Raw genomic sequence first — 26899 nt, forward strand, 5'->3', positions numbered from 1 at the left:
TGTTTTGACTGCACACCACTTACCCTATTGAAATTAAACGAATTATCCCTGCCGCACCCGAATTGTGCCAGAGGGACAAAAAAAAGCCGCCCCCTCTGGAGGAGCGGCTTTTTTTTGTCCGCAGCGCACTGTTACGCGCTTGGCGCCCGCACGGTTACGGACACGGACAGTCCGTCATCAGCTCACCGCCTGTTCAGCCAGTCGTGGATCGCGGCAGCCGCCTGCTTCCCATCGCCCATGGCAAGGATTACCGTGGCGCCCCCTCGCACGATGTCGCCACCGGCATAGACGCCGGCAACGCTCGTGGCACCGTTGTCATCGGTGGCGATGTTGCCCCACCGGTTCAGTTTAAGTTCCGGCGCCGTGGCGGTCAGGAGCGGATTGGCCCGGGTACCGACGGCATTCACCACCACATCCACGGCAATGTCGTATGCGGAACCTTCCACCGGCACCGGTGATCGGCGTCCCGACGAATCGGGCGCGCCCAGCTCCATTCGCAGGCAGCGCAGGGTGGCCACCCACCCGTCCTTGTCGCCCCCGATGGCGATGGGGGCTGTCAGCATTACGAACTCGACCCCTTCCTCCTTGGCGTGCTTGATCTCCTCCACCCGGGCCGGCATCTGCTCCTCGCTCCTGCGGTAGATGATCATGGCCCGCTCGGCGCCCAGACGGCGAGCGGTTCGGACGCAGTCCATGGCGGTGTTGCCCCCGCCGATGACGGCCACGCGCTTACCGGCAATGATGGGAGTGGTGGAGCCGGGGTCGCGGCCGGCCCCCATGAGGTTAACCCGGGTCAGGTATTCGTTGGCGGAATAGACCCCCTTGAGATTCTCGCCCGGGATGGAGAGCATCACCGGCAGGCCGGCGCCATTGGCGATGAATACCGCGTCGAATTCTTCCCGCAGCTGGGCGAGGGTCAGCGTCTTGCCGATGATGACATTGCACTCAACCGTCACCCCCAGTGCAAGAAGCCGCGCCACCTCGGCATCGATAATGGTTTTGGGCAGGCGGAACTCCGGAATGCCGTAGCGAAGCACCCCGCCCGTGTCGTGGAGCGCCTCGAAGATAGTCACGCCATGTCCCTTGCGGGCCAACTCCCCGGCGGCAGTCAATCCGGCCGGACCACAGCCGACCACTGCCACCCGCCTGCCTGTTGGCGGCGGCAGCGGCTCGTCACCGAGCTCGGCGACATTGGCCGTGGCCCAGTCCGCCACAAAACGCTCCAGATACCCGATGGCCACGGGCTCTCCCTTGATCCCACGCACGCACCTGGCCTCGCATTGGGTTTCCTGGGGACAGACCCGGCCACACACGGCAGGCAACGCATTGTCCCTGGTCAGGATCCGGGCAGCCTCCCTGAGGTTGCCGTCGGCCAGGGCCGTGATAAATTCCGGGATCGACACCCCCACGGGACAGCCTGCCACGCACTGGCGGTTCGTGCAGCGAATGCAGCGCTGGGCCTCGCGCACGGCCTCCTCCGGGGTGAGGCCCCGGTTCACTTCGTCAAAATTTCGGCTGCGGCTGTCGGCATCGAGTTCGACCATGTGGACCCGGTCAATGGCCAATCGCTCTCTGGTGGTCATACCCGTGCTCATGCGACCTCCTTTCCGGCGACCCGGCAGACGTGACTGGCCTCGGACTCGCGATAGGTTGCCAGCCGATCGGCCAGGTTGTCGAAATCCACCAGATGGCCGTCGAATTCCGGACCATCCACACAGGCGAACTTTGCTTCGCCTCCCACCAGAACCCGGCACCCGCCGCACATGCCGGTACCGTCGATCATGATCGGGTTGAGGCTCACCACCGTTTCGATGCCGTGGGGACGGGTCAATTCGGCAACCGCCCTCATCATCGGCACAGGCCCCACGGCAAAGACCGCACCGGGCCGTCGCGCCGGATCGGCCACGAGCCCCTCCAGAGGTTGGGTCACGAATCCCTGAACGCCCAGACTTCCGTCCTCGGTCGTTACCAGAAGTTCCCGGGACAGGGCGCCCAGTTCATCCGCGAGGATGATGTACCGGGCCGATCTGCCTCCGATGATGGTAGTCACCTCATTGCCTGCTTCGGCCAGAGCCTTTGCCAGCGGAAAGAGAACCGCCGTTCCGACCCCTCCGCCGATGCAGGCGACGCGCCCCCAGTTCCTGATGTGGGTCGGCAGGCCCAGAGGACCGGCCACATCGCGGAGCCGGCCTCCGGCGGGCACGGCAACGATGCGCTGGGTGGAGGCCCCGATGGCCTGGACAAAGAGAGTAATGGTCCCTGCCGCTGCATCGGCATCGCCGATGGTAAGAGGAATCCGTTCCTCGCCAGCCTCGGCCCTGACTATGACAAACTGGCCCGGCAGGCGGGACGATGCGATCCGGGGTGCCCGGACCACCAACTGGTGGAGATTCGGGGCAAGGACTTCGTTGCTGATGACATCGAACATACGCTCACCTTTCCTGGAGAAATGAACGCCGGTATCTCGCGGCGGCCGGAGCCTTCATGGACTCGTGGGGCGCAGGGGTTACGTCGTTGTAACGGAGGGAAGCGGAGTGCGGCCGAAGCTGGCGGGAATACGGCAGACGTCCGGCAGCCGCGACGTATCATGCCGTTGCGTGACACTCCGGGGCAGCCGCCGTGCTATGGGCAGAATGGTAGCAAATGGGGAGAGCAGGGACAAGACCGTATACAGCCATACACTTCAGAACAGAATACTGCCAATAATATCGGCATGCTACAATGCGAAAGCTCCGGCACGGCGCCGCCTGTCCGCCCGCGACCAGGCCCGCGGAAGGAACAGGACTCCGCCTCAGTAGTATTCTTCCCCGTAGGCGGGAACCTCGTCGAGGAAGCCGGGCATTCTGCCGAGCCGTGCCAGAGCGGTATCCACCTCGGCAATGAGCCGTTCCCGGTCCTTGGGGTAGCTGCCGGCCAGTTCCAGGAAATTGGAGACATGGTTGGAGCGAAGAATCGTCCTGGCCGGAGCCAGATGGGCAAGGAGCTCCCGCGCTTCGTGCAAGAGCTCCCGTCTTGTGCACTGGTCGAGGGTGCGGATGAATTCGTCGTTGTGACGGTGGAAGAGGGTGAGGAGGGAAAAATACTCCGGACTGACCCGGTTGACCCATTCCGCCGTGGCCCGGGCGTGCTCAAGACTGCGACTGCGACCGGCCAGTCCCAGGATGGCAGTCACCGAGAGCTTCATGCCAGCCTCCCGGGCCTTGCACGCTTCCCGGACCATCTCTTCCGCCGTAAATCCCTTGTTGACCGCGGCCAGCGTCGCGTCGTCCCCCGATTCCAGCCCGAAATAGAGGATGCGGAGCTTTTTCTCCCGCAGGTGCCTGAGTTCCTCGACGTTCTTGGTGGTCAGGCTCCGGGGCGATGCATAGGAACCCACCCGCGTGAGGTTAGGGAACACCGCAGCCAGCCGGTCGAGGATGGCGGCAAGCCCGTCGAAGGGATAGACAAGGGCATCGCCGTCGGCAAGGAATACCCGGTCCACAGCAGGGCGATAGCGTGCCGGAATGCCGTCGATCTCAGCCATGACTTCGGCTTCGGGCTTCAGGCGGAACCGCTTCATCTTGTACATGCCGCAGAAGACGCAGTGGTTCTGGGAACAGCCGATGGTTATCTGAAAGATGAGACTGCGCGCCTCGCTCGGCGGACGGAACACGGGTTCGATGTAGGTGGGCATGGTCACTTCCTCACCCCCCGAACGCCGGCCGATAGTCCCGCACCAGGCGATCCTCCCATCCATTCAAAGCTTGACAGCACACTCTTGATCCTCTACTTTGCGGAAAGCTCGATTAACAGTGTTAAGCGTTATGACTTTACGAGAACGCAGACAAAAGCACAAGGCACTTTTTCGCCAGGAGATTCTTGACGCCGCCCGGGAACTGTTCTCCCAGATCGGGTACGAGCGGTTCTCCATGCGCAAGCTTGCGGCCAAAATTGAGCATTCCCCCACAACCATCTACCTCTATTTCCGCGACAAGGACGATCTCCTCTACTCTCTCTGCGAAGAGTTGTTTGCCACGTTATTCCAGAACTACCTGGACATCTCGAAGGGGCACAGCGAGCCGCTGCAGGTTTTGCGTCTCTGCCTCCTGAGCTATATCGAGTTCGGGTTAGCGAATCCAGGCCACTACAAGGTCGCGTTCTTCACCAGTCCTGTGGTCTATGGTTCGCCGACGGAATTTCTACAAAAGGACAGCATGGGACGGCGCATGTACTTTCATATTCTCCGGACCGTCGAAGAGGCTATGGCGGCTGGCATGCTTCGCCCCATGGACGCGGACCTCCTCGCACAGACGTTGTGGACCGCTGCCCATGGCGTCGTGGCATCGCGAATTTACACTGCCGACTTCCCCTTGGTGGACGCTGCCCTCCAGGCAGAAACGCTGGTGGACGGGCTGCTCGCCGGCTTCGGCACGTAAAATTTTTATCGCATTATTTACACTGTTAATCAAAGATATCGCAGTTAATTTTCTTGCCGCCTAAGGGAAAGGAGCTACGAATGGCAAAGGGTATACTCAACAAGTTTGCCGTGATAGCCGGCACCAAGAAGGCCGGACCTCCGGCCGGGGAAGAACGCACCGTCATCGCACCCATAAAAGAGATATCGGGAAAGGCCGTCCACTGCAGTCAGGCTGTCAAAAAGGCGGAGGAGTATCTCCTGGCGCTCCAGAACCCGGAGGGGTACTGGGTTTTCGAGCTAGAAGCGGACGTCACGATACCGTCTGAGTACATCATGCTTCAGCGGTTCCTCGGCAGGGAGATTTCCCCGGAACTGGGGAAGCGGCTGGAGAACTATCTCCTGGACCGGCAACTGCCCGACGGCGGCTGGCCCCTCTACGCCGAGGACGGATTCGCCAACATCAGCGCCACGGTCAAGGCGTATCTCGCCCTCAAGGTGCTGGGGCATTCACCCCAGGCACCCCACATGATACGCGCGCGCCTCATGGTCCTCAGCCTCGGCGGCGCGGCCAGATGCAATGTGTTCACGCGCATCCTGCTGGCCCTGTTCGGTCAGATTCCCTGGCATACCCCGCCGGCAATGCCCGTGGAAATCGTGCTTCTCCCCCAGTGGTTTTTCTTCCATTTGAGCAAAGTCTCCTACTGGTCGAGAACCGTCATTGTCCCTCTGCTGCTGCTCTACGCCAAACAGCCCGTGTGTCGGCTGCGGCCCGAGGAGGGGATCCCCGAACTGTTCAGCACGCCGCCCGATAAACTGCGTCACCTGGATGGCTTTCAACCGGGGTACTGGCGGAAAAACGCCTTCATCATCTTTGACCGCCTGCTCAAGCGCTTCAACCGATTCATTCCTTCCGCCCTGCACCGGAAAGCCATTGCCGAAGCAGAACAGTGGACCAGGTCCCACATGCAGGGCAGCGGCGGGATCGGCGCCATTTTCCCGGCCATGGCCTATGCGGTCATGGCCCTCCGCGTACTCGGCTGCGGAGAAGGGGACCCTGACTATATTCGCGGACTGCAGGCCATCGACGACCTGCTCCAGCACCGGACTCCGCAGGAAGCAGACCCCCCCCGCACAGACGGTACGTGCATTGACAGCGGCATGTCGGCGGCTTTTGCCCTCACCCCCTCTGCCCACGCGGCAGCGGACGGTACAGGGAGCAGCAGCATCTGCCAGCCGTGCAATTCTCCGATCTGGGACACCTGCCTGAGCCTTTCGGCGCTCATGGAAGCGGGCATGCCCGCGAGCCACCCCGCGGCGACGCAGGCTGTTGAATGGCTCTTGTCACAGCAGATCCTCTCGCCCGGCGACTGGTCGCTGAAGGTGCCCGACCTGGAGGGGGGCGGATGGGCGTTCCAGTTCGAGAACACCCTCTACCCCGACCTGGACGACACCTCGAAGGTCATCATGTCGCTTCTACGGGCCGGCGCGCTGGAGAATGAGCGCTATCGCGACCGGATCGCCCGCGGCGTGAACTGGGTGCTCGGGATGCAGAGCAGTGACGGCGGGTGGGCCGCCTTTGACATCGACAACAACTACCACTACCTGAACGACATCCCGTTCGCCGACCATGGGGCGCTCCTCGACCCGAGCACATCTGACCTGACGGGACGCTGCATCGAGCTTCTCTCCATGGTCGGTTTCGACAGGACGTTTCCGCCCATCGCGCGGGGGATCGGGTTCCTGCGCTCGGAACAGGAAGAAAACGGCGCCTGGTTCGGCCGCTGGGGGGTGAACTACATCTACGGTACCTGGTCGGTGCTGTCAGGCCTCAGGCAGGCCGGTGAAGATATGCAGCAGCCCTATATCCGCAAGGCGGTGGGATGGCTGGCGTCATGCCAGAACCACGACGGTGGATGGGGAGAAACCTGCTATTCCTATGACGATCCTTCGCTGGCCGGCAAGGGGGCAAGCACCCCGTCCCAGACGGCCTGGAGCCTCCTGGGGCTCATGGCCGCGGGAGAAGTCAACAGCTTGGCCGTTCGGCGGGGTGTACGCTACCTGCTCGACCACCAGAACCAATGGGGAACCTGGGAGGAAAAACATTTTACCGGAACCGGTTTCCCGAGGGTCTTTTACCTGCGCTACCACGGGTACCGCCACTTCTTTCCCCTGTGGGCGCTCGGCGTCTATTCACGGCTCAGCTCAGGACAAAAGGCCTGTCAGGACGAGCGTCGCCATGCATCCCCCGGCGACCTCCATCTGCCTTGGCTGGAGAGGATCAAGAAACGATAACGGCCTCACGGCGGGGGAACGCCTCCAGATATTCCCGCCTGAGCCGGTCGACGCCGGCGCTGCCGATGACGTCCCACGGCAGCGTTTCGTCAAGGGGAATGTTTCGGTAGACGAGCAAATCGGTGTCGACATCGAACTCCCGGGCGGCCCGTTTCCAGCTCCCCAGTTCGGCGGAACGGAGCAGAAACGCCGAGAGCCGGCGGTCGCCCCGGGAGAGGAGCGCCTGAAGATAGGCGTCCTTGGGGCTCTCGGCAATGAGCCGGACGTTTGACAGCTTCCCTACCGCTTGCTGGAGGTATTTAAGCTTCTTCTCCAGAGAAGCCGTATCCTCCATGCCGCACCACTGGAACGGGGTAAACGGTTTGGGTACAAAGGGATTCACCGAAAGGATGATCTCCCCGAGCCGCTTGTTCTTCCGGGCAGCATCAATGACCCGTTCGCGGATCTTTCCCACCAGGGCCGTCATTTCCTCCAGGTCGTCCATGGTTTCGGTGGGGAGGCCGATGATGAAGTAGAGCTTCAGGTTCAGGATATCGTGGCCGATCAGGAGGTCGCAGGCGGCTAGAATCTGCTCTTCGGTCAGGTTCTTGCGCACCAGGTCACGCATCCGCTGGCTGCCCCCCTCCGGGGCCAGGGCCACCGTCTTGTGGCCGCTCGCCTTGAGCACTTCGATCATGCCGTCGTCGAGCCGGTCGATCCGCAGGGACGAGACCGACACCTTCCCCCCCTGCTCAAGGATGAACCGGCAGAGTTCGCCGATGTCCCGGTGATCGGAGACCGCTGCGCCAACGAGGCCGATCTTCCCACGACGGGCCAGTCCCTCCACTGCCTGACGCTTTAATTCATCAAGGGAGCGCTGGCGGTAGGGGAAATAGATGAACCCGGCCGCACAGAAGCGGCATCCGCGGGGGCACCCCCGGGAGACCTCCATGAGGTACATGTCGGAAAACTCCGTGTCCGGCGTCAAAATCCCGGACACGCTCTCCCGACGGTCAGGATCAGCCATCATCAACCGGGCAACCTGCTCCGGCGCCCCGTGGCCCGCACGGCGGCCGGCCACGCGAACGCCGTCATAGCTCACGTCATACAAGGCAGGAATATAGATCCCCGGCAGACGCGCGGCCCGGGCAAGGAAAGACTCCCGCTCGACGATCCCCTCGGCCCGCATCAGTTCCAGCAGCGACTGGAGCAGCTCTTCCCCCTCCCCCACGCAGACCAGGTCGAGAAAATCCGCCACCGGCTCGGGATTGAGGAACAGGGCCGCGCCTCCGGCCATAACGAGGGGATGGGCGGGCCTCCGCTCCGATGCCAGGGGCGGAATGCCGGCCAGGTCGAAGATGACCGGGATGTTCAGATAGTCGTTCTCGAAGGAAACCGAAAAGGCGATGATGTCAAAGGAGCCGAGAGGCTCCCCCGACTCCAGGGAGAGGAGCTTCGTGCCGCTCCTGCGATACTCCCGCAGATCATCGGCATCGGGGAGGAAGGCCCGGTCACAGAGGATGTCAGGCTCTTCGTTCAACAGGGCGTGAACCGACTGGAATCCCAGGTTGCTCATCCCCACGGCATAACGGTTGGGGTAGACCAGGCAGACGGTCAGTTTGCCACCGCGCCGCTTGGGGGAAAAGCCCTCCTCCCGGCTCAGGAGACGGCGGTTTTTCTCGATGATTTTCCACGACATGGGGGATCAGGGTACCACGAAGGGAGAAGAGGGAAAAAGGGAAAAAAGACCCGGCCCCCCTGGAGGGGGTAAATGGGGAGCCGGGGAATGAAAGCAGAGACCGGAACTGTTCCGGCGTGCCGGCCGCGACCAGCGAACGGCACGCCGGAAAATGCTGCTAGTCGACGGACTTCCTCAGGAAGGTCGGGATGTCGTACTGGTCCTCGTCGTCGATGAAGAACGCCTTCTGCCGCGAAAGCGAGGACTCGCGGGTCTGCTGGTTGCGGACAAAAGTCGGGATGTCGCGGTTCACCTCGGCCTTGCCGAAGGGGGTGACGTTCTTCAGCTCCTGGCGGGCCTTCTCCATGTCGAAGCGGTCGCCGAAGCCGGTGGCAATAGCCGTCACCTTGAGCTGGTCACCCAGGGTTTCGTCGATGCTGACGCCGATGATGATGTTGGCGTCCTCGTGGACCTTCTCGTGGATGGACCGGTTCACCGCCTCGAACTCGTCCATGGTCATGGAGGAGGAACCGGCGATGTTCACCAGGACACCCTTGGCGCCGGAGATGTCCACCTCTTCCAGCAGCGGGCTGGAGATGGCGCGCAGGGCGGCTTCCACGGCCCGATTCTCGCCGGAGGCGATGCCGATACCCATCATGGCCATGCCGCGCTCGCTCATGATCGCCTTCACGTCGGCAAAGTCCACGTTGATGAAGCCGCTGGTGGTAATGAGGTCCGAAATCCCCTGGACCGCCTGGCGGAGCACGTCGTCAGCCGGCTTGAAGGCATCGATGATCGACATGGACTTACCGGCGAGGCCAATGAGCCGGTCATTGGGGATAACGATGAGCGAATCCACGTGTTTTTTGAGTTCGCGAATACCTTCGTCGGCCTTGGAAAGGCGCTGCTTGCCCTCGCGGGAGAAGGGTTTGGTAACCACGCCCACGGTGAGGGCGCCCACTTCCTTGGCCACCTCGGCAATGACCGGAGCCGCGCCGGTACCGGTGCCGCCCCCCATACCGGCGGCCACGAAGATCATGTCCGCGCCCTTGAGGAGTTCCGCCACCTGCTCCCGGTCTTCCAGAGCGGCCTCGCGCCCCTTGGAGGGATCGGCGCCCGCCCCAAGCCCCTTGGTGAGTTGCCGCCCGATCTGGATTTTGGTGGGTGCCTTGGAGATGCGCAGGGCCTGCACATCGGTATTGGCCACGAGGAAGTCAACCCCTCCTACTTGGCTGTCAATCATGGTGTTAACTGCGTTTCCTCCGCTGCCGCCTACGCCGACTACCTTGATCTTTGCGCACTGGTCAATGCTTTCATCGAACTCGAACATACCCTACCCCCTTGTTGGTCTAACTATGATGATGCAAGTGAATGAACCGAATCAGAAGAATTCCCCGAACCACTCTTTCATCCGGCGCGTTACCCGCCGGAACATGTTCTCGTCGGTCTGGGCCGTGGGGAATTCACGGATGCCCACATTCTTGCTCCCATACACGACGAGTCCCACGCCGGTGGCATAGACCGGTGAGTTGACCACGTCGGTGAGCCCGCCGATCTGCTGGGGAAGGCCCCGGCGCACGGGCAGGTTGAAGACCTGCTCGGCCAGTTCCGGCATCCCCTCCAGAATGGTGGTTCCACCGGTGATAACGATCCCGGAAGCGATAAGATCCTCGAAGCCGCTCTTAACGATCTCCCGGTTGACCAGGGTGAAGATCTCTTCCACCCGGGGTTCCAGGATCTCAGCCAGGAGTTGGCGGGAAAGAACCCGCGGCTTGCGGCCGCCCACGCTGGGCACCTCGATGGTTTCGTCCTTGCCCACCATGGATGCCATGCAGCAGCCGTACTTCTGCTTGATCTTCTCCGCCTCGGCCATGGGCGTGCGCAGCCCCACGGCGATGTCGTTGGTCAGGTGGTTGCCTCCCAGCGACAGAACCGCCGTGTGCTTGATGGCGCCGTCCACGAAGATGGCAATGTCGGTGGTGCCGCCGCCGATATCGATGAGCGCCACACCCAGCTCCTTTTCGTCGGCCGACAGGACCGATTCGGAGGAGGCGAGTTGCTCAAGGACGATGTCGGCCACGTCGAGCCCTGCGCGGTTGCAGGCCTTGATGATGTTCTGGGCGCTGGCCACGGCGCCGGTGACGATGTGGACCCGGGCCTCAAGCCGCACCCCGCTCATGCCGAGGGGTTCACGGATGCCGTCCTGATCGTCGATGATGAACTCCTGGGGAAGAATGTGGATCACTTCCCGGTCCATGGGAATAGCAATGGCCTTGGCCGCATCGATGACCCGCTTCACGTCCTCGGAGCTCACCTCGCGGTTCTTGATGGCGATGACACCCTGGGAGTTGATCCCCTTGATGTGGCCGCCGGCAATGCCGGCGTAGACCGAGCGGATGTCGCAGCCAGCCATGAGTTCAGCCTCGGAGACCGCCTTCTTGATCGACTCGACGGTGCTCTCGATGTTGATCACGACCCCCTTGCGCATCCCCCGGGAGGGACTTGTGCCGATGCCGACGATGTCGATGCCGTCTTCGGTCACGTTACCGACGATGGCACAGATCTTCGTCGTGCCGATATCGAGCCCGACGATCAGATTATCCCTTCTTCCCGACATACCGTTCCCCCCTCGCTAGCCTTTTTTCACTATGATCTTGTCCAGATAGTCGCAATCGATGTATTCCACCGCCGCCATGTGCTCCCTGAGCTCCCCGTAAATACGGACGAAGCGGGCGAGCTTGGCCTCGTATCCGCCGTTGCCCAGTCGGACCGGCACTCCGCCGGCCGCGGTAAAGAGCGTAAGGCCGAACCCCTTGTCCAGGTGTATCTCCGATACGTCGGCCAGGGTGAATTCTTTGCCCCTGCGCAACTGATCCATGAGCGCCACGGCCCCCTTCAGGGCCTCGCGGGTACCGACGGGGTCCCGCGCCAAGTCCTCCTCGGCGACTCCGGTGATAACCGGGTAATCGAGACTGTCACCCTGGGTGAGCGGCTTGAAGACCGTGCCGCCGGCATCCATGTAGTAGAGGAATCCCATGTTCACCACGGCCACCGGCACCCGTTCCACCACCTCGATGGCGAGGGTGTGGGGGAAATAGCGCCTGACCTGAACCTTGTCGATCCAGGGGTTCTTGGCCAGCTGGCTGCCGATGTCACGCAGCCTCAGCCCGAGCATGGAATCACCGGGACGAACCCCGGCCTGTGCGATCACATCGTCCCGCTTCAGGCGCTGAAGCTTCGAAACCTCGATCTCCTTCAGCGGCAGCGGCGCGAATTCCCACTGGGATAGGTAGCGGTATCCGCCATAGCAGATGCCTCCCACCGTGGCCAGCCCGGCCAGGCCGCAGACCAGCCGGCTTCCCCAGGTAATGAGGGGGCGCCAGTTGATCGGCTTACGCTCCCGCTTCACGCGGTTGCGGGTCTGGGCCGGCTTTATCCGTGTCTTGACGTGCAGATCGCGCATATGCTCCGCGCCTAGCTTCCGGCCCCTTCCCCCTTGATTTTCAGCTCAGCGGAAATCAGAATTCTCTCCACCAGGTCCTCGAAACCGATCCCGGACTCCTTGAGGGCGATCTCGGGCAGAAGGCTCAACGCGGTCATTCCCGGCAGGGTGTTCACCTCCAGGAGATAACACTCGCCCCCTTCCGTTACGAGGAAATCGACTCTGCTGTAACCGGAGCATCCCAGGGCGCGGTGAGCCGCTTCCCCTTCGGCCAGGAGCCTGCGGTGCAGTTCCGCCGGGAGTACCGGTGGGCAGATATGCTCGGCCTTGCCGGCGGTATACTTGGCCTCGAAGTCGTAGAACTCGTTCACGGGAACGATCTCGATGGCCCCCATGGCCCGGTCGTCCAGTATCCCGATCTGGATCTCGCGCCCCTTGATGAAGCGCTCCACCAGGATATCGTCATCATAGCGGAAGGCGAGCTCCAGGGCAGAAGGGAGCTCTTCCGGCGACTTGACGATGCTCACCCCCACCGATGACCCTTCCTGAGACGGCTTCACCACCACCGGGTAGCCGAACCCTTCCGCCACGGGATCAACTGTCTCGCCCCGGCGCACAACCCGGTAGGGAGCGATCGTGAGCCCCCGCGCGGCGAAAACCTCCTTGGCGACGATCTTGTTCATGGCAAGGGCGCTGGCCAGGACCCCCGATCCGGTGTAGGGAATGCCCATGAGCTCCAGCAGCCCCTGGACGGTTCCGTCTTCCCCGTAGCGGCCGTGGAGACAGATAAAAGCAACATCGATCCACTCCCGGACCAGAACCTGCGGGAGATCCCGGCCGACGTCCACGGGGACCGCGTCATATCCCCGGCTCTGGAGGGCCTTCAGCACAGCGCCGCCGCTGGCAAGGGACACTTCGCGCTCAGCCGAGAGTCCTCCCATAAGTACGCCTATCTTCGTGGTTTTCAGCTCATCCCTCGTCATTGCCGCTCCGCGCGGGACACTACAGCCCCTTACTCATCGCCGAAAATTTTGACTTCTTCTTCAAGAGCCGTGCCGCTTTTGAGCTTCACCGCATCCTTGATGCGCGCTGCCAGGGCCAGAAAATCGGCGGCCGTGGCACCACCCCGGTTCACCAGAAAGTTGGTGTGGACCTCGGACACCTGGGCTCCCCCCACCCGAGCTCCCCTGAGCCCCGCATCTTCGATCAGTCGCCAGGCCGCCTGACCGGGCGGGTTCTTGAAGAAGGACCCGGCATTGGGGAAGCCGACCTGCTGGCTGGCGGTCCGGTGGGCCCGGCACCCGTCGATCCGCTCACTGATCCGTCGGGGATCGTCGGAATCGAGCACGAACGTAGCCCCGATGATGATCTCTCCCGGTTGCAGCTTGAGGTACCGGTAGCCGTAATCGAGCAATTCGCGCCCCTTGCATTCGAAGCCTGCAGTGCCAATGGTCAGGATCTCTTCGACCCGGTCGAGAATGGCACCGCCGTGGGCTCCGGCATTCATGGCAAGGGCACCGCCAACGGTTCCGGGAATCCCGCAAAGAAACTCCAGGCCGGCAAGGCCTTCGTTCCGGAGAAAGGCCGTCAGCCTGCCGTTGGCCACCCCGGCCCCCACCACGGCCCGGTTTCCTTCGAGCCGCTCCAGGCTAGTCATGCGCGCCGACGAAATAACAACGCCCCGAAAGCCTCCGTCGCGGATCAGGAGATTGTAGCCTCCCCCCACAGCCAGCCAGGGAGTGCCGGTTTCGGCCAGAATCGCCAGGAGCGCTCGCATGTCGTCGGGATCGGCCGGGGTGACGAAGAAGTCCGCCGGACCGCCCACCCTCAGCGACGTATGGCGCGCCATGGGCTCGTCCCGGAGGATCTCCCCCCGCACTTCCGCCTCAAGCCGTGCCGCCAACCGATCGTTCAAAGAACCGTCCCGTGCCCGCTAGGCCTGCCGGGCTTCTTCCAGCTTCGCGAGGAACGCCTCGCCTGACTGCCAGATATTTCCCGCTCCAAGGGTCAGCACGATGTCCCCGGGCTGCACGATCGTCAGCAGGTGCTCGGGAAGCGCCTCCCGATCGGCCACGTAGGTCACGTCGCGCTGGCCGTGCTTACGGATCTCCTCGGCCAGCCGCTCGGCCGACACACCTTCAATGGGGGCCTCGCCGGCCGGATAGATATCCGTCAGTACCAGCACATCTGCGTCGTAGAAGCAGGTGACGAACTCGGCGAACAGTTCCCTGGTCCGGCTGAACCGGTGGGGCTGGAACGCCACCACGAGCCGCCTCTCGGGCCAGCCGCTCTTGCCGGCGGCCAGGGTGGCCCGGATCTCCGCCGGATGGTGGCCGTAGTCATCCACCACGGTGATGCCGTTCACCTCTCCCTTCACCTGGAAACGCCGTCCTACCCCGCCGAACGTGGCGAACCCTTCCTGGATCTGGGAGAAGGGGACATCCAGTTCCATGGCCACTGCGATACAGGCAAGGGCATTCAGCACGTTGTGGGCGCCGGGCATGGAAAAGGACACCTCACCCATGCGGTATCCCTTGTAATGGGCCACAAAAGAGGTGGTGCCCCCTTCGAGCCGGATATGCGTCGCACGGATGTCGGCCTGGGACGAAAGGCCGTAGGTGACGAAACGCTTCTTCACCCGCGGGAGGATCTCGGCGATGTTGCGGTCTTCCAGGCAGAGCACCGCCAGTCCGTAGAAGGGAATCTTGTTTATGAAGTCGACAAAGGTGTCTTTGATCTGTTCGATCCCGCCGGTATAGAAGTCGAGGTGGTCGGCGTCGATATTGGTCACCACCGCAATGGTGGGCGAAAGCTTCAGGAACGAACCGTCCGACTCGTCGGCTTCCGCCACCAGGAACTGACCCTGGCCGAGCTTGGCGTTGGTGCCGAGGGTGTTGAGCTTGCCGCCGATCACGATGGTAGGGTCGATGCCGCCGTGGGTAAGAACCGTCGCCACCATGGAAGTGGTGGTGGTCTTGCCGTGGGTGCCCGCGATGGCGATGCCGTACTTCATCCGCATCAGTTCCGCCAGCATCTCGGCCCGGGGGATAACCGGAATCATCCGCCGCTTGGCCTCGACCACCTCAGGATTGTCATCACGGACCGCCGTAGAGGTTACCACCACGTCCACATCGGCCACATTCTCCCGGCCATGCCCGAAGCGGATTTCTCCCCCGAGCGAGGCGAGGCGGTCGGTGGTATCGGACTGTTTCAGATCGGAGCCCGACACCTTATATCCCAGGTTGAGGAGAACCTCGGCAATGCCGCTCATGCCGATGCCGCCGATGCCGACGAAGTGAATTTTCTCTATTTTACCGTACATGGTTACTCTTCTTTCCTTGTGCTTGCCACCATCTCGTCGACGATGGCCTGGGCCGCATCAAGCCGGGCAAGCTCCTGGGCCGCCTCGCCGACAGCCTTGAGCCGCGCCGGGTCGTCCATGAGATCGCGGATCGCCTGTGCCAGCACCTCGCCTGAAAGTTCCTGCTCGATTATGACGAACCCGGCTCCCCGCTTGAGAAGCGATTCGGCGTTGCGGCGCTGGTGGTCGTCCACGGCATGGGGGTAAGGGATGAAGATGCAGGGCTTGCCGCAGGCGGTTACCTCGGCGAGGGTGGTGGCCCCTGCCCGGCAGACGATCAGGTCGGCCCAGCGATAGGCATCGGCCATGGAGTCGATGAAGGCCACCACATCAGCCGTAAAGCCTTGCTCTTCATAGGCGGCGGTGACATCCTCCAGATCGTTCTCACCGGTCTGGTGGGTGATCCGCAGTCTCCCCTTCGCCTCCTTCAGGGAGGGCAGAGCCTCGCCCATGGTCAGGTTGATCCGGTGAGCGCCGGCACTCCCGCCGAAGACCAGGAGATGGAAGGCGTCATCGCCTCTCTCCCGGGACTCCGCCAGGGCAACCTGCTCCAGTATCTGGCGGCGAAGCGGATTGCCGGTCAGGAGCGTCTTGTCCTCGGGGAAATACGTCCGCGACTCCTCAAGAGAGATGAATATCTTGTCTGCCACCTTGGCCAACATCCGGTTGGTGAAGCCCGGGATAGCGTTCTGCTCGTGGATGAAGCGCGGGATCTGCATTCCCCGCGCCGCCATCAGGGTGGGCGCCGAAGCGTATCCGCCGACGCCGAGCACCAGGTCCGGCCTGAACTCCTTCAGTATCTTGCGCGACTGGGCGTAGCCGTAGAGGAATTTGGCAAGCCCCTTGGCCCGGGCCAGGCTTCCCTTGCCCCGAATACCGGCTGCGGTGATGCATTCGAGCCGGTACCCCGTTTTCGGCAGCACCCTCGCCTCGATCCCTTTCCAGGTTCCCACGAAGAGGACTTCATTCTGTTTGTCGCGGGCGAGGAACTCCTCGGCCACCGCTATGCCCGGGAAGAGATGCCCGCCCGTTCCCCCTCCGGCTATCAGCAGCTTCATGGTGCCCCCTTGAGCCGCGTCGAGATATTGAGAAGGATACCCACTGCGAACAGTGTCACGATCAATGAACTTCCTCCGTAGCTGATAAAGGGAAGCGCCAGGCCTTTGGTGGGAAGGAGTCCCGTCACCACCGCCATGTTGACGAACGACTGGATCCCGAGCAGCGTGGCAATGCCGAATGCCAGGAACCGCCCGAAGGGCTCCTGGGCCATGAGCGCTACCCGGACGCCGCGCAGGACCAGCATGAGGAACATGGCGGCGATGACCGTTACGCCGATAAGCCCCAGTTCTTCGCCGGTTACCGACAGAATGAAGTCCGTATGGGCCTCGGGGAGATAGAACATTTTCTGTTTGCCCTCACCGAGACCCTGGCCGAGCACCCCACCATTGCCGAAGGCAAGCCATGATTGGATGATCTGGAAACCGGTGTCGGTGGGGTCCTCCCACGGGTTGAGATAGGCAAGGATGCGCCGCCGCCGGTAATCAACGTTCATGACGAGGAAGTAGAGGATCGGCAGAGCCATCATTCCCATGGCGATGATGTAGCGCGGCCGGGTCCCCGCCGCGAAGAGCATGATAATTGCCACCAGTCCCATGGTCAGGGCCGCGCCCAGGTCGTGCTGCTTGAGAAGAATCAGCAGGACGACGGACAGGAGCACCATGTACGGGAGAAAGCCCGTGGAAAAGAATTTCACCTTATCCTGCTTTTTATCGAGTGAATAGGCCATGTAGACGATGAGCGCAATCTTGGTTAGCTCCGACGGCTGGAAGTTGAATCCCGGCAGTCTGATCCATCGGGACGCCCCTTTGGCCGCTCCGCCGATCCCCGGGATGAAGACGAGAAACAGGAGAAAGAGGCAGCCCAGCAGGATCGGGACAGCGTACTCGCGCCAGGTGCGGTAGTCGATCCGCATGGCAACGGCCATGACGCCGAAGCCGAGAAGCGCGTATACCCCTTGGCGCTTGAGAAAGTAGAACCCGTCGTGAAACTTTTTGGTAGCCATGACCGAGGAGGCCGAGTAGACCATCACCACCCCGAAGCAGGTGAGAGCCACCGCCATGAGGAGGATCACGAGGTCGTAGCGTTCGATCTCCTTTACGTTCAGGCCCAGGTTCACGGCGTGCCTCCCGGACTCAGCGCATCAACGGCGGCGCGGAACCGCTGCGCCCGCTCTTCGTAATCGCGGAACATGTCGAAGCTGGAACAGGCGGGCGAGAAGAGGACCACTCCCCCCGGCTGCGTCAGTGAGGCGGCCAGTTCCACGGCATCTTCCAGGGTTACTGCCATGCGGGTGTCCGTGAGATGCCCCAGTTCACGGGCCATTCGATCCTTTGCCTCGCCGATCAGGATCATATGCCGTACGCGCTCGGCCACGAGTCCGGCGAGGGGGGCATAGCTGCCCCCCTTGTCTTTGCCGCCGGCGATGAGGGTGATGTCGTTGAAGCTAGCCAGCGCCTTTTCCACGCTCCCCACGTTGGTGGCCTTGCTGTCCTCGAAGTACCGGACACCGTTGAGTTCGCGCACCAGTTCCATCCGGTGGGGGAGTCCGCCGAACGCCTCAACGCACGCCAACGCCCGGTCGGCATCGCATCCCAGAAGCAGCGCGGCGGCAAGGGACGCCATGATGTTCTCAATGTTGTGGACCCCGGTGATCCTGAAGCGGTCCGTGGGAAACCGCTCCTGGCGACCGGCGTGGCGGAAGATGATGGCCCCGTCCCGATAGAATATCCCCTCGCCAAGCTCCCGTTGCCGGCTCATGGGGAACACTGCAGCGCACGTCCTGCCGGCCAGACCTGCCACGATCGGATCGTCCACGTTGAGGACCGCCCAGTCCGACGCGGTCTGGTTCTTGAAAATCCGGGCCTTGGCGTCGATGTACTCCTGATAGGTGGCGTACCGGTCCAGGTGGTCTTCGGTGATGTTGAGGAGCACCGCGACCGTGGGCCGGAACGAGCGGATCCATTCGAGCTGGAAGGAGCTGATCTCCACCACCACCCGGTCCACTGCCGCCCCGGTCTCCACCAGTTCGATGAGCGGGTTGCCGATATTTCCTCCAACGAACGTCCGGAACCCGCATCCCGCGAAGAGTTCGCCGGTGAGGGTCGTGGTGGTCGTCTTGCCGTTGGTGCCCGTGATGGCCACCAGAGGCGCAGTGATGAACCTGGACGCAAGCTCGATCTCGGTAATGACCTCACGTCCGGCCCGTCGTGCCGCCTGGAGATAGGGGCTTTCCTGGGGGACGCCCGGGCTTACCACCACCGTTTCGGCGGCAGCGAAGTCGGCCTCGTCGTGACGTCCCAGCACGTAGCTCACAGGGTGGCCGGCCAGTTGCTCCAGGGGCCCGGCCAGGGCGGCCTCGTCCCGCAAATCGGTCACGGTCACCCGGGCGCCCTGCGCCGCGAGGAAACGGGCAACCGCCACGCCGGTCCGGGCGAGGCCCACAACGAGTATGTTCTTTCCTTTGAGGTCCATGCTATCTCAGCTTCAGCGTCGAAATGGCGACTAGCGCAAGAATGATGGTGATGATCCAGAACCTGACGATGATCTTCGGCTCCGCCACCCCTTTCAGTTCGAAGTGGTGGTGGATGGGCGCCATCCGGAAGATCCGCTTGCCCCGGTACTTGTACGACCCGACCTGGAAGATGACCGACAGGGCCTCCACCACGAAAATGCCGCCCACGATCACCAGCAGCATCTCCTGCTTGGTGATGACCGCCAGGATGCCGAGCCCGCCCCCCAGAGAAAGCGAGCCCACGTCTCCCATGAAGACCTCGGCGGGATAGGCGTTGTACCAGAGAAACCCGATGCCGGCGCCCACCATGGCGCCACAGAGGACCGCCAGCTCACCGGCTCCCGGCACATAGGGAGTCTGGAGATAACTGGAAAGTTTGGCATTCCCCGCAATGTAGGCAAAAAGCAGAAACGTGGCTGCATTGATGGCAACCGGCCCGATAGCGAGGCCGTCGAGACCGTCGGTCAGGTTCACGGCATTGCTCGCCCCCACGACAACCAGCATGCCGAAGGGAATATAGAGATAGGAAAGGTCAGGGTGCAGCCGCTTGAAGAAGGGCACCGAAAGCTCCGTGGACATGCCGGCGACGAGGACGAGGAAGCAGACGGCTCCGCCCGCGATGAGCATCTGCCAGAACATCTTCTGACGAGGCGAGAGCCCCTTGGTATCCTTTTCCACCACCTTTTTGTAATCGTCGGTGAAGCCGATAAGGCCGTAGCCGAGGATCACGAAAAGTGTCGTCCAGACGTACCGGTTCGTCAGATCGGCCCAGAGCAGTGTCGGAATGACGATGGATGCGAGGATGAGGATCCCCCCCATCGTGGGGGTTCCCGATTTTTTCAGGTGCGACTCGGGGCCATCGGTTCGGATCACCTGACGGGCCTGGAGCGCCTCCAGCTTTCGGATGACCCACGGTCCCAGGATGAACGAAACCACCAGGGCAGTGATGACGGCATAGATGGTCCGGAACGTCAGATATTTGAAGACGTTGAAGATCCGAAAGTCGGCGGCCAGTGGATAGAGCAGATGATACAGCATTAGACGTGGCCCCCTTTGCCGCCGGAGGCGGCGAACGCCTCTCTGATTCCCTCGGCGACCCGATCCATGGCCATGCCGCGGGAGCCCTTCACCAGAATCATCTCGCCCGTTGCAGCCGTCCGCCGCAGATCGGCAACAATCTCGCCGTGATCGGCGGCGATCGTTACGTGGCGCTCTTCCAGCCCCCCTTCAAGGGCACCGGCGGCAACGGTCCCCGCCATGGCACCAAGCACGTAGAGCCGGTCGACGCACGTGGCGGCCAGCCGCCCCAATTGCCGATGAGCTTCTTCTGCTCCGATACCCAGTTCAAGCATGTCACCCAGCACCGCGACGGCCCGGCCGCTCCCTTTGATCTCCCGCAAGGTGGTCAGGGCTGCGGCCATAGAGGCTGGATTGGCGTTGTAGCTGTCGTCGATCAGCACCACGTCCCCCACTTCTTCCAGGTTGAAGCGCCGAGCATAGGGCATGAATTCGCCGAGCCCACGGGCGATCTCCTCGGGCGCAACGCCGAGCACGCGGGCTGCTGCAGCGGCGGCCAAGGCGTTGGCCACATTGTGGCTGCCAAAGGCGTGCAAGGTAACGGTGACACGACCGTTGGGCAACCGTAACGTGAACCGCTGCCCTTTTTTCCCCAGATTCTCCACGTCTTCCGCTGTCACGTCGCCGCCCCTGAGCCCAAAAGAGACGCGCTTCACTCCTTCAGGGCTGGGACAGCGGGCAATGAGCGGGTCATCGGCGTTATAGACGGCACTGGAGCCCGGCTCAAGCCTCAAAAAGAGTTCCCCCTTGGCCCGGGCAACCCCTTCCACGCTGCCGAGGGTTTCCAGGTGTGCCGGATAGGCATTGGTGATGATACCCACGTCGGGCCGAACGATCTCGGCGAGCCGGTCGATCTCACCGAATTCGCTCATCCCTATTTCCAGCACCGCCCACCGGTGGACCCCGGAGAGCCGGAACAGCATGCGGGGCACACCGATCAGGTTATTGAGGTTCCCCTCCGTCTTCAGTCCCTCGCCGGTCCGGGCCAGAATCGCCGCCAACATCTCCTTGGTGGTGGTCTTGCCATTGCTCCCGGTCACCGCCACAACGGGGATGTCAAACCGCCGACGGTGGCATGCCGCCAGGTCGCCCAACGCCCGCAACGTGTCGTCCACGACAATACAGGTCACATCGGCCGGGAGCTGACGCCCCGCCAGCCACTGCCGCTCAACCAGGGTCAGCCGCACACCCCGGGCACGTGCCGCGTCCAGGTAATCGTGCCCGTCAAATCGCTCACCCCGCAACGGGATGAAGAGCTCGCCGGGCTCCACGGTACGCGAATCGGTGGAAACGCCGGAGGCTCCGATTGTCTCGCCTCCCGCCACGATCTCCCCGCCTGTAGCCCCCAGTATGTCATCGAGCGTAAACAGCACGTCCCCGTCCAACCCTATTCTCCGCTGTCCGATGAGCGGAATGCGGCGATCGCCTCTTCGCGATCGTCAAAGTGGAATTTTTCCGTTCCGATGATCTGGTAGTCCTCGTGCCCCTTGCCCGCCAGCAACACGATGTCGCCCGCCACGGCAACCGTTGCAGCAAGCCGGATAGCGTCGTGACGGGATACCAGCGAAGTGAACCCCTTCTCCACAAAGCCCCGGTTCAGTTCACGGGCATCGTATTCCCGCAATCCCATGGGTATGATTCCGGTCAGAACCTCCTTGATGATCGCCGCGGGCTCCTCGGTCCTGGGGTTGTCGGAAGTAACGATGGTCAGGTGGCTGTAGCGTCCGCTGATTTCCGCCATCACGGGCCGTTTGCCGCGGTCGCGGTCGCCGCCGCAGCCGAAGACAGTAATAATCCGCCCTGTCGCAAGCTCCGACACGGTCTTCAGAACATTCTCCAGGGCATCGCCAGTGTGGGCGTAGTCAACCAGGACCGTTACGCCGCGCTCATTGTGAACCCGCTCCAGCCGTCCAGGGACCCGGACATCACCCTCGATTCCCCCCAGAATGACGTCAAGGGAAAGCCCGAGGCCGACCCCCGCGGCAACGGCGGCGAGGATGTTATACAGGTTGAACCGTCCCAGCAGGTGCGAGTGAAACGGGGCCGTCCCGAACGGAGTGACCAGGGTCCCCGCAATGCCGTCCACAGAGAAGACAACGTTTTCGGCTCGCACGGCTGCATCGGCCGCGAGTCCGTAGGAAATCACCGGCGCGACGGCAGTCTCGACCAGCCGGGCACCGTAGGAGTCATCCCTGTTGATGGCGGCTGCGCGCCGCGGCTTGACCCCGTCGGGCGCAACCAACTCCGTAAAGAGCCGCGCCTTGCTGCCGAAATAGGACTCCATGTCCCGGTGATAGTCCAGGTGGTCACGCGTCAGATTCGTGAAGACCGCCACATCGAAACGGCAGCTATCTACCCGCCGCTGTTCCAGGGCGTGGGACGAAACCTCCATTACCACAGCCTTCGCCCCCTCATCCACCAGATCACGGATTGTTGCCTGCAACTCAACGGATTCCGGCGTGGTGTGAGGTGCGGGAACGAGCTTCGAGCCGAAGCGGTAGCTGATGGTTCCGAGCACTGCCGCCGGGATGCCGGCCCGGGACATGATCGCCTCGACCAGATAGGTGGTGGTGGTCTTGCCGTTGGTACCGGTAATGCCCACGACCGGTACGCCGTCGGTGGGCTGTCCGTAAAAAAGCGCCGCCATACGCGACATGGCGAGGCGCGCATCCCCGACCCGGATCCATTCCATCCCGCAGGGTGCTCGCGTTTCGTCCTCCAGCACAACGGCGACGGCGCCCCGTTCGCGGGCTGACGCAATAAAGTCATGCCCGTCGGACGCGACCCCTTTTAACGCGAAAAAGAGACCACCGGACCTCACCTGCCGTGAATCGCAGTAGAGCCCGTTGATCTCCCGCGTCAGATCCCCCCGTACCGCGATGGGATCAACAACCCGTGCCAGATCTTCTAGTCGCATGGTTCCTCGCCATTGAGCGTATTTGATGGCGTCATGCCGATGGTACGAACTTCACCCACACCTGATCCGACGGCCCAACCCTGTGACCGGGAAGCGGGCTTTGCTCGACAGCCCGACCGCTTCCCATGAGCCTCACGTTGATCCCCCGCTCCTCCATGGTTTTGAGCGCCTGACGCATGCTCATACCCCGAAAGTTCGGCATCACCACCCCTTCCCCGGCGTCGACGATCTCTCCTTCCGCGGCGGACAGATCGTCTCCAGTGGGCTGGTCCGCCTTTGCCTCGACCACCTTCGGCTTGCTCCTGACAATGCCGTCGGGCGGCACCTTCAGGTAGCAGAGGGACTGCAGCGCAATGGAGCTGAAGGCGGGTGCCGCTACAACTCCGCCATAGGGGCTTGTCTTGGGCTCATCGACCATGACGAGGATAGTGAGACGGGGCCGGTCGGCCGGGACAAAGCCGATGAATGAGGCCGTCCGCTTGGTGAGCGAGTAGCCTCGCGTCACCGGGTCGACTTTCTGGGCCGTTCCCGTCTTGCCCGCCACCCGGAACCCTTCCACTGCTGCGTTGGTACCGGTTCCGCCTTCCACCGCTACCCCTTCCATCATGCGGGCTACGTTTTTGGCAGTTGTCTCTGAAACCACCCGCCGCAGCGGTTGCGGCGAGGAGCTCTTGATGACGTTACCCTCGCTGTCGACGACACGTTCAACTAGGTACGGTTTCATGAGCGTTCCGCCATTGGCTATGGCGGAAAAGGCCGCGGCCAGCTGGATCGAACTGGCGGTCACCCCCTGGCCGAAGGAGACGGTGGCCAGATCGATGCCGTACCACTGGTTCCAGTCCCTGAGGGTCCCCCCCGCCTCTCCGGGGAGGTCAATACCGGTCCGCGCACCGAAACCGAAATTTCTCAGGTATGAATACAGCCTCGAGGCACCGAGGCGACTCCCGATCTTTGCTGACCCGATGTTGCTCGAATATTTCAAAATCTCCGGGATGCTCAGGCTCCCATACTTGTGGGTATCGTGAATGGTCCGCCCGCCGATGGAAAAACTGCCCCCCTCGCAGTTGATCCTGTCGCCCGGTCGGATCACTTTTTCTTCAAGGGCCGAGGCGATGAGGAACACCTTGAAGGTTGATCCCGGCTCATAGCTGTCGGCCACTGCTCTGTTGCGCCAGAGGGACTGATGATAGGCGCCGTGGGCGTTCAGATTGAATGTCGGATAGTTGGCCATGGCCAGGACCCGCCCGGTATGGGGATCCATAACGATCGCGGTGCCGGCCCGGGCGCCGCTGCCGTCAACGGCCTTGGCAAGCTCCTTTTCAGCGATGTACTGGATATTCTTGTCAAGGGTCAGAACGACATTGTGCCCCATGGCACCGTCCTGAATCACTGTCCCCTTCAGCGCCACATCCCGGCCTAGGGCGTCCCGCTCGGTCACCAGATAACCGGTGCCGCCCAGGATGGTTGAGTCGTAACGCAGCTCGATGCCCTCAAGTCCTTCAGGGTCGACTCCGGTAAAACCAATGACATGGGCGGCCACTTCAGAGTTGGGATAAAACCGCTTGGTTTCCTTGACGAAACCGATCCCATCAATATTCAGAGCCCGGATTCTTTTCACCACATCGGGCGTCAGCCGGCGCTGGAGCCAGACAAAATTCTTGTTCCCCTGCAGCTTGCGGAGCAGGGTTTCTTTCGGAAAACCCAGAACCGGGGAGAGTCGCGCAGCCGCGTCATCCAGGTCCGCAATTGACTTGGGCTCGGCGAAACAGGAGTCCATCTCCACCGACACGGCGAGGGCCGAACCATTTGCGTCGTATATGGTCCCTCGGGCAGGCGTCAGAGGGACAATCTTCTGGTGCTGGCGGTCGGCAAGCTTGAGCAGGTGGTCGCGCTTGACCACCTGGAGATAAAAGGCCCGACAAACGACGAGAGAGAAAAAGAGAACGAAGAAACCGCCAATAAAGCGGATGCGCAGAGTTATCCATTTCTCCGCGTCATATCTCATTTCACAACAACCACCTGCTGATCAGTGGGAAGTGCCATGCCCAACTCACCCTTGGCGACAGCTTCAATTCGAGCCGGGGTCTTGAGGGAAGCCACCTCGAGCTTGAGGCGATTCTGCTCCTCCTGAGCCACCTTGAGTTGACGGGCAACCTCGGCGACCTCCAGGTTCAGGTCAACGACACGCACGCGGGACCAGACGTGAAAGACCGAGACGAGGGTCAACAGAACCAGCACCGCAAGAAGGTACGGAAACAGATCGCCCCGCTGGGCGTACATCTCCTCCAGCTTCCTGGGAGCCGCAACCTTGCTGAATTCCGTCCGTGCCTGCGCCATCTCCGCCTCCTTCAGCATCCGCAAATACTACAGTTTTTCTGCCGCCCGCAGCTTGGCGCTGCGCGCTCTCGGGTTCTCCGCCACCTCGACGTCACCCGCCACTACCGGCCGTCCCGTCAGGATACGGAGCCGGGGAACACCGCCACACACGCAGCGGGGAAGCTCCTTCGGACAGGTGCACCCCTGGGCGTAACGGCGGAACATGGTTTTAACGATCCGGTCCTCCAGCGAGTGAAAGGAGATCACAACCCCCCGTCCGCCAGGCCTCAACAGCCCCAGGGCGGATTCAAGGCCCCGCTCCAGGCTTCCAAGTTCGTCGTTCACCGCTATCCGAAGGGCCTGAAAGGTCCGGGTAGCCGGGTGAATCCGCTCTTCCCAGGCTCCCCGCGGAATTGCCCCTTTGATGATGTCGACCAACTGGAGCGTTCGCTCGATTGGTCCGTCAACCCGGGCCTTGACGATGAACGAGGCGATTCGCCGCGCCCATCGCTCTTCGCCATATTCTTTTATGATGCGGGCCAGCTCGTGTTCGTTTAGATCGTTGACCAGGTCCGCGGCGGTGCCGGGCACCAAGGTATTCATCCGCATATCGAGAGGCGCATCGGTCAGAAAGCTGAACCCCCGCTCCGCCGTGTCCAGCTGATGTGAGGAGACCCCCACATCCAGGAGAAATCCGTCGACACCGTCAACTCCCAGCTCGGCCAGAACGCGGCCCATTTCCGAAAAGTTGCCGGGGACAGGCCTGAAGCGCTCACCAAATAATGCAAGTCGCTCCCGAGCGACCTCCAGGGCGGCAGGGTCACGGTCAAACCCGATCAACATCCCATCAGGGGACGTCGCTTCAAGGATCAGCCGGGCATGCCCCGCCCCCCCCAGCGTTCCGTCCACATACACCCCACCGGGGCGGGGGGATAAATACTCCAGCACCTCGGCCGGCATGACCGGACGGTGCGAAAACGTCATCACCTAGAGCCCCAACTCTGCTACTGTCTCAGAGTCGGACGGGAAATTCTTCAGATCCTGAATCCGAACCTTCTCCCGCTCCGCTTGGCTCCACACTTCTATCTTGTCCATCACGCCGACAAAAAGGATATCCCGCTCAAGGGCAGCCCCTTTTCTCAGATGGGGAGGAATCAGCAGGCGCCCCAGCTTGTCGGCACAACACTCAACCGCGGGAGAGATGATCGTCCGCATGATACTGTTGCGCTGGGCCGAGGTCAGCCCCTTGCTGGAACGAAAGTTTTCCTCGAACTCCACCCACTTGGCATAGGGAAATATCAGGAGACCGCTGCTAAAGGTGCCAGCCCCCAGATCAACGGGCGCGGAGTTGGTTATCACGAAACGATCGTCACCATGAACGTCAACGAGAACCTCCCGGAACTTGGCGGGAAGACTCGTTCGCCCCTTGGCGTCAATAGTTGTCTCGTAGATTCCCCTGAACATATTCCCCGGCACACCTTGCCACGATTTACCACAATTTACCACTTAGTGCCAAAAACTATACCCGCCACCCCAAGGGTTGTCAAGGCAAATCTGGCCATTACTCAGGTGATTGTTTTAGTTCTATTTCAACCAGTTACCGCTCTCCTGAAGCCTGTGAAATACCGAACTTCACCCACGAACAACCTCAGGCGGCCAAACAGCCCAACGGGCGATCCAGGCCAACAATGTCGGCACGCCCTCAAGCCAGTGAAACAGCTGAAAGAAACACCCCGGACAATCCGTCTTTCATCTCCCGACAGGACACAAACCGGTAACGGTGATCGTCAGAGCCGGAGCGGGCACAGCAGACATGAGGACAGGCCGCCGAAGCGGAGAGAGAATGAAGTCCGACGCAGAGCTACGCAGG

The 26899-nt window shown here is 62.1% G+C and carries 22 protein-coding genes; 2 read left to right on the forward strand and 20 right to left on the reverse strand.

Annotated features, from left to right (window positions below; translation table 11 throughout):
- Positions 1-182: 182 nt before the first annotated feature.
- The 3 genes from gltA to GS_RS15360 all read right to left on the reverse strand — a co-directional run bounded on the left by gltA (position 183) and on the right by GS_RS15360 (position 3673).
- Positions 183-1595 (reverse strand): NADPH-dependent glutamate synthase, encoded by a 1413-nt coding sequence (gene gltA, locus GS_RS15350; protein WP_010943682.1) that lies wholly within the window; start codon positions 1593-1595, stop codon positions 183-185.
- Complete coding sequence (locus tag GS_RS15355; protein ID WP_010943683.1) at positions 1592-2428, reverse strand: sulfide/dihydroorotate dehydrogenase-like FAD/NAD-binding protein; 837 nt, start codon at positions 2426-2428, stop codon at positions 1592-1594. Before GS_RS15355 ends, gltA begins: the two co-directional genes overlap by 4 nt.
- 363 nt (positions 2429-2791) lie before the next feature.
- Positions 2792-3673: a radical SAM protein gene (locus GS_RS15360; protein ID WP_010943684.1), complete on the reverse strand. Its 882-nt coding sequence runs from the start codon at positions 3671-3673 to the stop codon at positions 2792-2794.
- Positions 3674-3803: 130 nt separating this feature from the next.
- Between GS_RS15360 and GS_RS15365 the strand changes: the two genes are divergently transcribed.
- Positions 3804-4415, forward strand: a complete 612-nt coding sequence (locus tag GS_RS15365; protein WP_010943685.1) for a TetR/AcrR family transcriptional regulator — start codon at positions 3804-3806, stop codon at positions 4413-4415.
- Between the two features lie 80 nt (positions 4416-4495).
- Positions 4496-6688: a squalene--hopene cyclase gene (shc, locus tag GS_RS15370; protein ID WP_010943686.1), complete on the forward strand. Its 2193-nt coding sequence runs from the start codon at positions 4496-4498 to the stop codon at positions 6686-6688.
- Here shc and GS_RS15375 read toward each other — a convergent pair.
- The 17 genes from GS_RS15375 to mraZ all read right to left on the reverse strand — a co-directional run bounded on the left by GS_RS15375 (position 6675) and on the right by mraZ (position 26493).
- Positions 6675-8366 (reverse strand): radical SAM protein, encoded by a 1692-nt coding sequence (locus tag GS_RS15375; protein ID WP_010943687.1) that lies wholly within the window; start codon positions 8364-8366, stop codon positions 6675-6677. The two genes, shc and GS_RS15375, sit on opposite strands and share 14 nt — an antisense overlap.
- A 157-nt stretch (positions 8367-8523) precedes the next feature.
- The gene (gene ftsZ / locus GS_RS15380; RefSeq protein ID WP_010943688.1) at positions 8524-9675 is read right to left on the reverse strand and encodes a cell division protein FtsZ; all 1152 of its coding nucleotides are present in this window, start codon (positions 9673-9675) and stop codon (positions 8524-8526) included.
- Between the two features lie 51 nt (positions 9676-9726).
- On the reverse strand, positions 9727-10962 hold the full coding sequence (gene ftsA, locus GS_RS15385; protein WP_010943689.1) for a cell division protein FtsA: 1236 nt from the start codon (positions 10960-10962) through the stop codon (positions 9727-9729).
- Between the two features lie 15 nt (positions 10963-10977).
- Positions 10978-11808, reverse strand: a complete 831-nt coding sequence (locus GS_RS15390; protein ID WP_010943690.1) for a cell division protein FtsQ/DivIB — start codon at positions 11806-11808, stop codon at positions 10978-10980.
- Between the two features lie 11 nt (positions 11809-11819).
- Positions 11820-12770, reverse strand: coding sequence for a D-alanine--D-alanine ligase (locus tag GS_RS15395; RefSeq protein ID WP_010943691.1), 951 nt, complete (start codon positions 12768-12770; stop codon positions 11820-11822).
- Positions 12771-12799: 29 nt separating this feature from the next.
- Positions 12800-13702 (reverse strand): UDP-N-acetylmuramate dehydrogenase, encoded by a 903-nt coding sequence (gene murB, locus GS_RS15400; protein ID WP_010943692.1) that lies wholly within the window; start codon positions 13700-13702, stop codon positions 12800-12802.
- Positions 13703-13720: 18 nt separating this feature from the next.
- On the reverse strand, positions 13721-15109 hold the full coding sequence (murC, locus tag GS_RS15405) for a UDP-N-acetylmuramate--L-alanine ligase (protein WP_010943693.1): 1389 nt from the start codon (positions 15107-15109) through the stop codon (positions 13721-13723).
- 2 nt (positions 15110-15111) lie between these two features.
- Positions 15112-16206, reverse strand: a complete 1095-nt coding sequence (gene murG / locus GS_RS15410; RefSeq protein ID WP_010943694.1) for an undecaprenyldiphospho-muramoylpentapeptide beta-N-acetylglucosaminyltransferase — start codon at positions 16204-16206, stop codon at positions 15112-15114.
- Positions 16203-17324, reverse strand: coding sequence for a putative lipid II flippase FtsW (gene ftsW / locus GS_RS15415; RefSeq protein ID WP_010943695.1), 1122 nt, complete (start codon positions 17322-17324; stop codon positions 16203-16205). Before ftsW ends, murG begins: the two co-directional genes overlap by 4 nt.
- The gene (gene murD, locus GS_RS15420) at positions 17321-18679 is read right to left on the reverse strand and encodes a UDP-N-acetylmuramoyl-L-alanine--D-glutamate ligase (protein WP_010943696.1); all 1359 of its coding nucleotides are present in this window, start codon (positions 18677-18679) and stop codon (positions 17321-17323) included. The genes ftsW and murD overlap by 4 nt, the downstream gene beginning before the upstream one ends.
- Position 18680: 1 nt before the next feature.
- Positions 18681-19757 (reverse strand): phospho-N-acetylmuramoyl-pentapeptide-transferase, encoded by a 1077-nt coding sequence (gene mraY / locus GS_RS15425; protein WP_010943697.1) that lies wholly within the window; start codon positions 19755-19757, stop codon positions 18681-18683.
- On the reverse strand, positions 19757-21169 hold the full coding sequence (gene murF, locus GS_RS15430) for a UDP-N-acetylmuramoyl-tripeptide--D-alanyl-D-alanine ligase (RefSeq protein ID WP_010943698.1): 1413 nt from the start codon (positions 21167-21169) through the stop codon (positions 19757-19759). Before murF ends, mraY begins: the two co-directional genes overlap by 1 nt.
- A gap of 14 nt (positions 21170-21183) precedes the next feature.
- A complete protein-coding gene (locus GS_RS15435) occupies positions 21184-22713 on the reverse strand; it encodes a UDP-N-acetylmuramoyl-L-alanyl-D-glutamate--2,6-diaminopimelate ligase (RefSeq protein ID WP_010943699.1) in 1530 nt (509 codons plus the stop codon).
- Positions 22714-22744: 31 nt separating this feature from the next.
- Positions 22745-24718 (reverse strand): penicillin-binding protein, encoded by a 1974-nt coding sequence (locus GS_RS15440; protein ID WP_010943700.1) that lies wholly within the window; start codon positions 24716-24718, stop codon positions 22745-22747.
- The gene (ftsL, locus tag GS_RS15445) at positions 24715-25050 is read right to left on the reverse strand and encodes a cell division protein FtsL (protein ID WP_010943701.1); all 336 of its coding nucleotides are present in this window, start codon (positions 25048-25050) and stop codon (positions 24715-24717) included. The genes GS_RS15440 and ftsL overlap by 4 nt, the downstream gene beginning before the upstream one ends.
- A 27-nt stretch (positions 25051-25077) precedes the next feature.
- A complete protein-coding gene (rsmH, locus tag GS_RS15450) occupies positions 25078-26013 on the reverse strand; it encodes a 16S rRNA (cytosine(1402)-N(4))-methyltransferase RsmH (RefSeq protein ID WP_010943702.1) in 936 nt (311 codons plus the stop codon).
- 3 nt (positions 26014-26016) lie between these two features.
- Positions 26017-26493, reverse strand: coding sequence for a division/cell wall cluster transcriptional repressor MraZ (mraZ, locus tag GS_RS15455; RefSeq protein ID WP_010943703.1), 477 nt, complete (start codon positions 26491-26493; stop codon positions 26017-26019).
- Positions 26494-26899 lie beyond the last annotated feature (406 nt).

Origin of the sequence: Geobacter sulfurreducens PCA, from assembly GCF_000007985.2 — a bacterium.
GTDB lineage: Bacteria > Desulfobacterota > Desulfuromonadia > Geobacterales > Geobacteraceae > Geobacter > Geobacter sulfurreducens.

Coding starts and splice junctions, on each gene's coding strand:
- gltA (WP_010943682.1), bottom strand. CDS start 1,595: ATGAGCACGGGTATGACCACCAGAGAGCGATTGGCCATTGACCGGGTC.
- GS_RS15355 (WP_010943683.1), bottom strand. CDS start 2,428: ATGTTCGATGTCATCAGCAACGAAGTCCTTGCCCCGAATCTCCACCAG.
- GS_RS15360 (WP_010943684.1), bottom strand. CDS start 3,673: ATGCCCACCTACATCGAACCCGTGTTCCGTCCGCCGAGCGAGGCGCGC.
- GS_RS15365 (WP_010943685.1), top strand. CDS start 3,804: ATGACTTTACGAGAACGCAGACAAAAGCACAAGGCACTTTTTCGCCAG.
- shc (WP_010943686.1), top strand. CDS start 4,496: ATGGCAAAGGGTATACTCAACAAGTTTGCCGTGATAGCCGGCACCAAG.
- GS_RS15375 (WP_010943687.1), bottom strand. CDS start 8,366: ATGTCGTGGAAAATCATCGAGAAAAACCGCCGTCTCCTGAGCCGGGAG.
- ftsZ (WP_010943688.1), bottom strand. CDS start 9,675: ATGTTCGAGTTCGATGAAAGCATTGACCAGTGCGCAAAGATCAAGGTA.
- ftsA (WP_010943689.1), bottom strand. CDS start 10,962: ATGTCGGGAAGAAGGGATAATCTGATCGTCGGGCTCGATATCGGCACG.
- GS_RS15390 (WP_010943690.1), bottom strand. CDS start 11,808: ATGCGCGATCTGCACGTCAAGACACGGATAAAGCCGGCCCAGACCCGC.
- GS_RS15395 (WP_010943691.1), bottom strand. CDS start 12,770: ATGACGAGGGATGAGCTGAAAACCACGAAGATAGGCGTACTTATGGGA.
- murC (WP_010943693.1), bottom strand. CDS start 15,109: ATGTACGGTAAAATAGAGAAAATTCACTTCGTCGGCATCGGCGGCATC.
- murG (WP_010943694.1), bottom strand. CDS start 16,206: ATGAAGCTGCTGATAGCCGGAGGGGGAACGGGCGGGCATCTCTTCCCG.
- murD (WP_010943696.1), bottom strand. CDS start 18,679: ATGGACCTCAAAGGAAAGAACATACTCGTTGTGGGCCTCGCCCGGACC.
- mraY (WP_010943697.1), bottom strand. CDS start 19,757: ATGCTGTATCATCTGCTCTATCCACTGGCCGCCGACTTTCGGATCTTC.
- GS_RS15435 (WP_010943699.1), bottom strand. CDS start 22,713: ATGCGACTAGAAGATCTGGCACGGGTTGTTGATCCCATCGCGGTACGG.
- GS_RS15440 (WP_010943700.1), bottom strand. CDS start 24,718: ATGAGATATGACGCGGAGAAATGGATAACTCTGCGCATCCGCTTTATT.
- ftsL (WP_010943701.1), bottom strand. CDS start 25,050: ATGGCGCAGGCACGGACGGAATTCAGCAAGGTTGCGGCTCCCAGGAAG.
- rsmH (WP_010943702.1), bottom strand. CDS start 26,013: ATGACGTTTTCGCACCGTCCGGTCATGCCGGCCGAGGTGCTGGAGTAT.
- mraZ (WP_010943703.1), bottom strand. CDS start 26,493: ATGTTCAGGGGAATCTACGAGACAACTATTGACGCCAAGGGGCGAACG.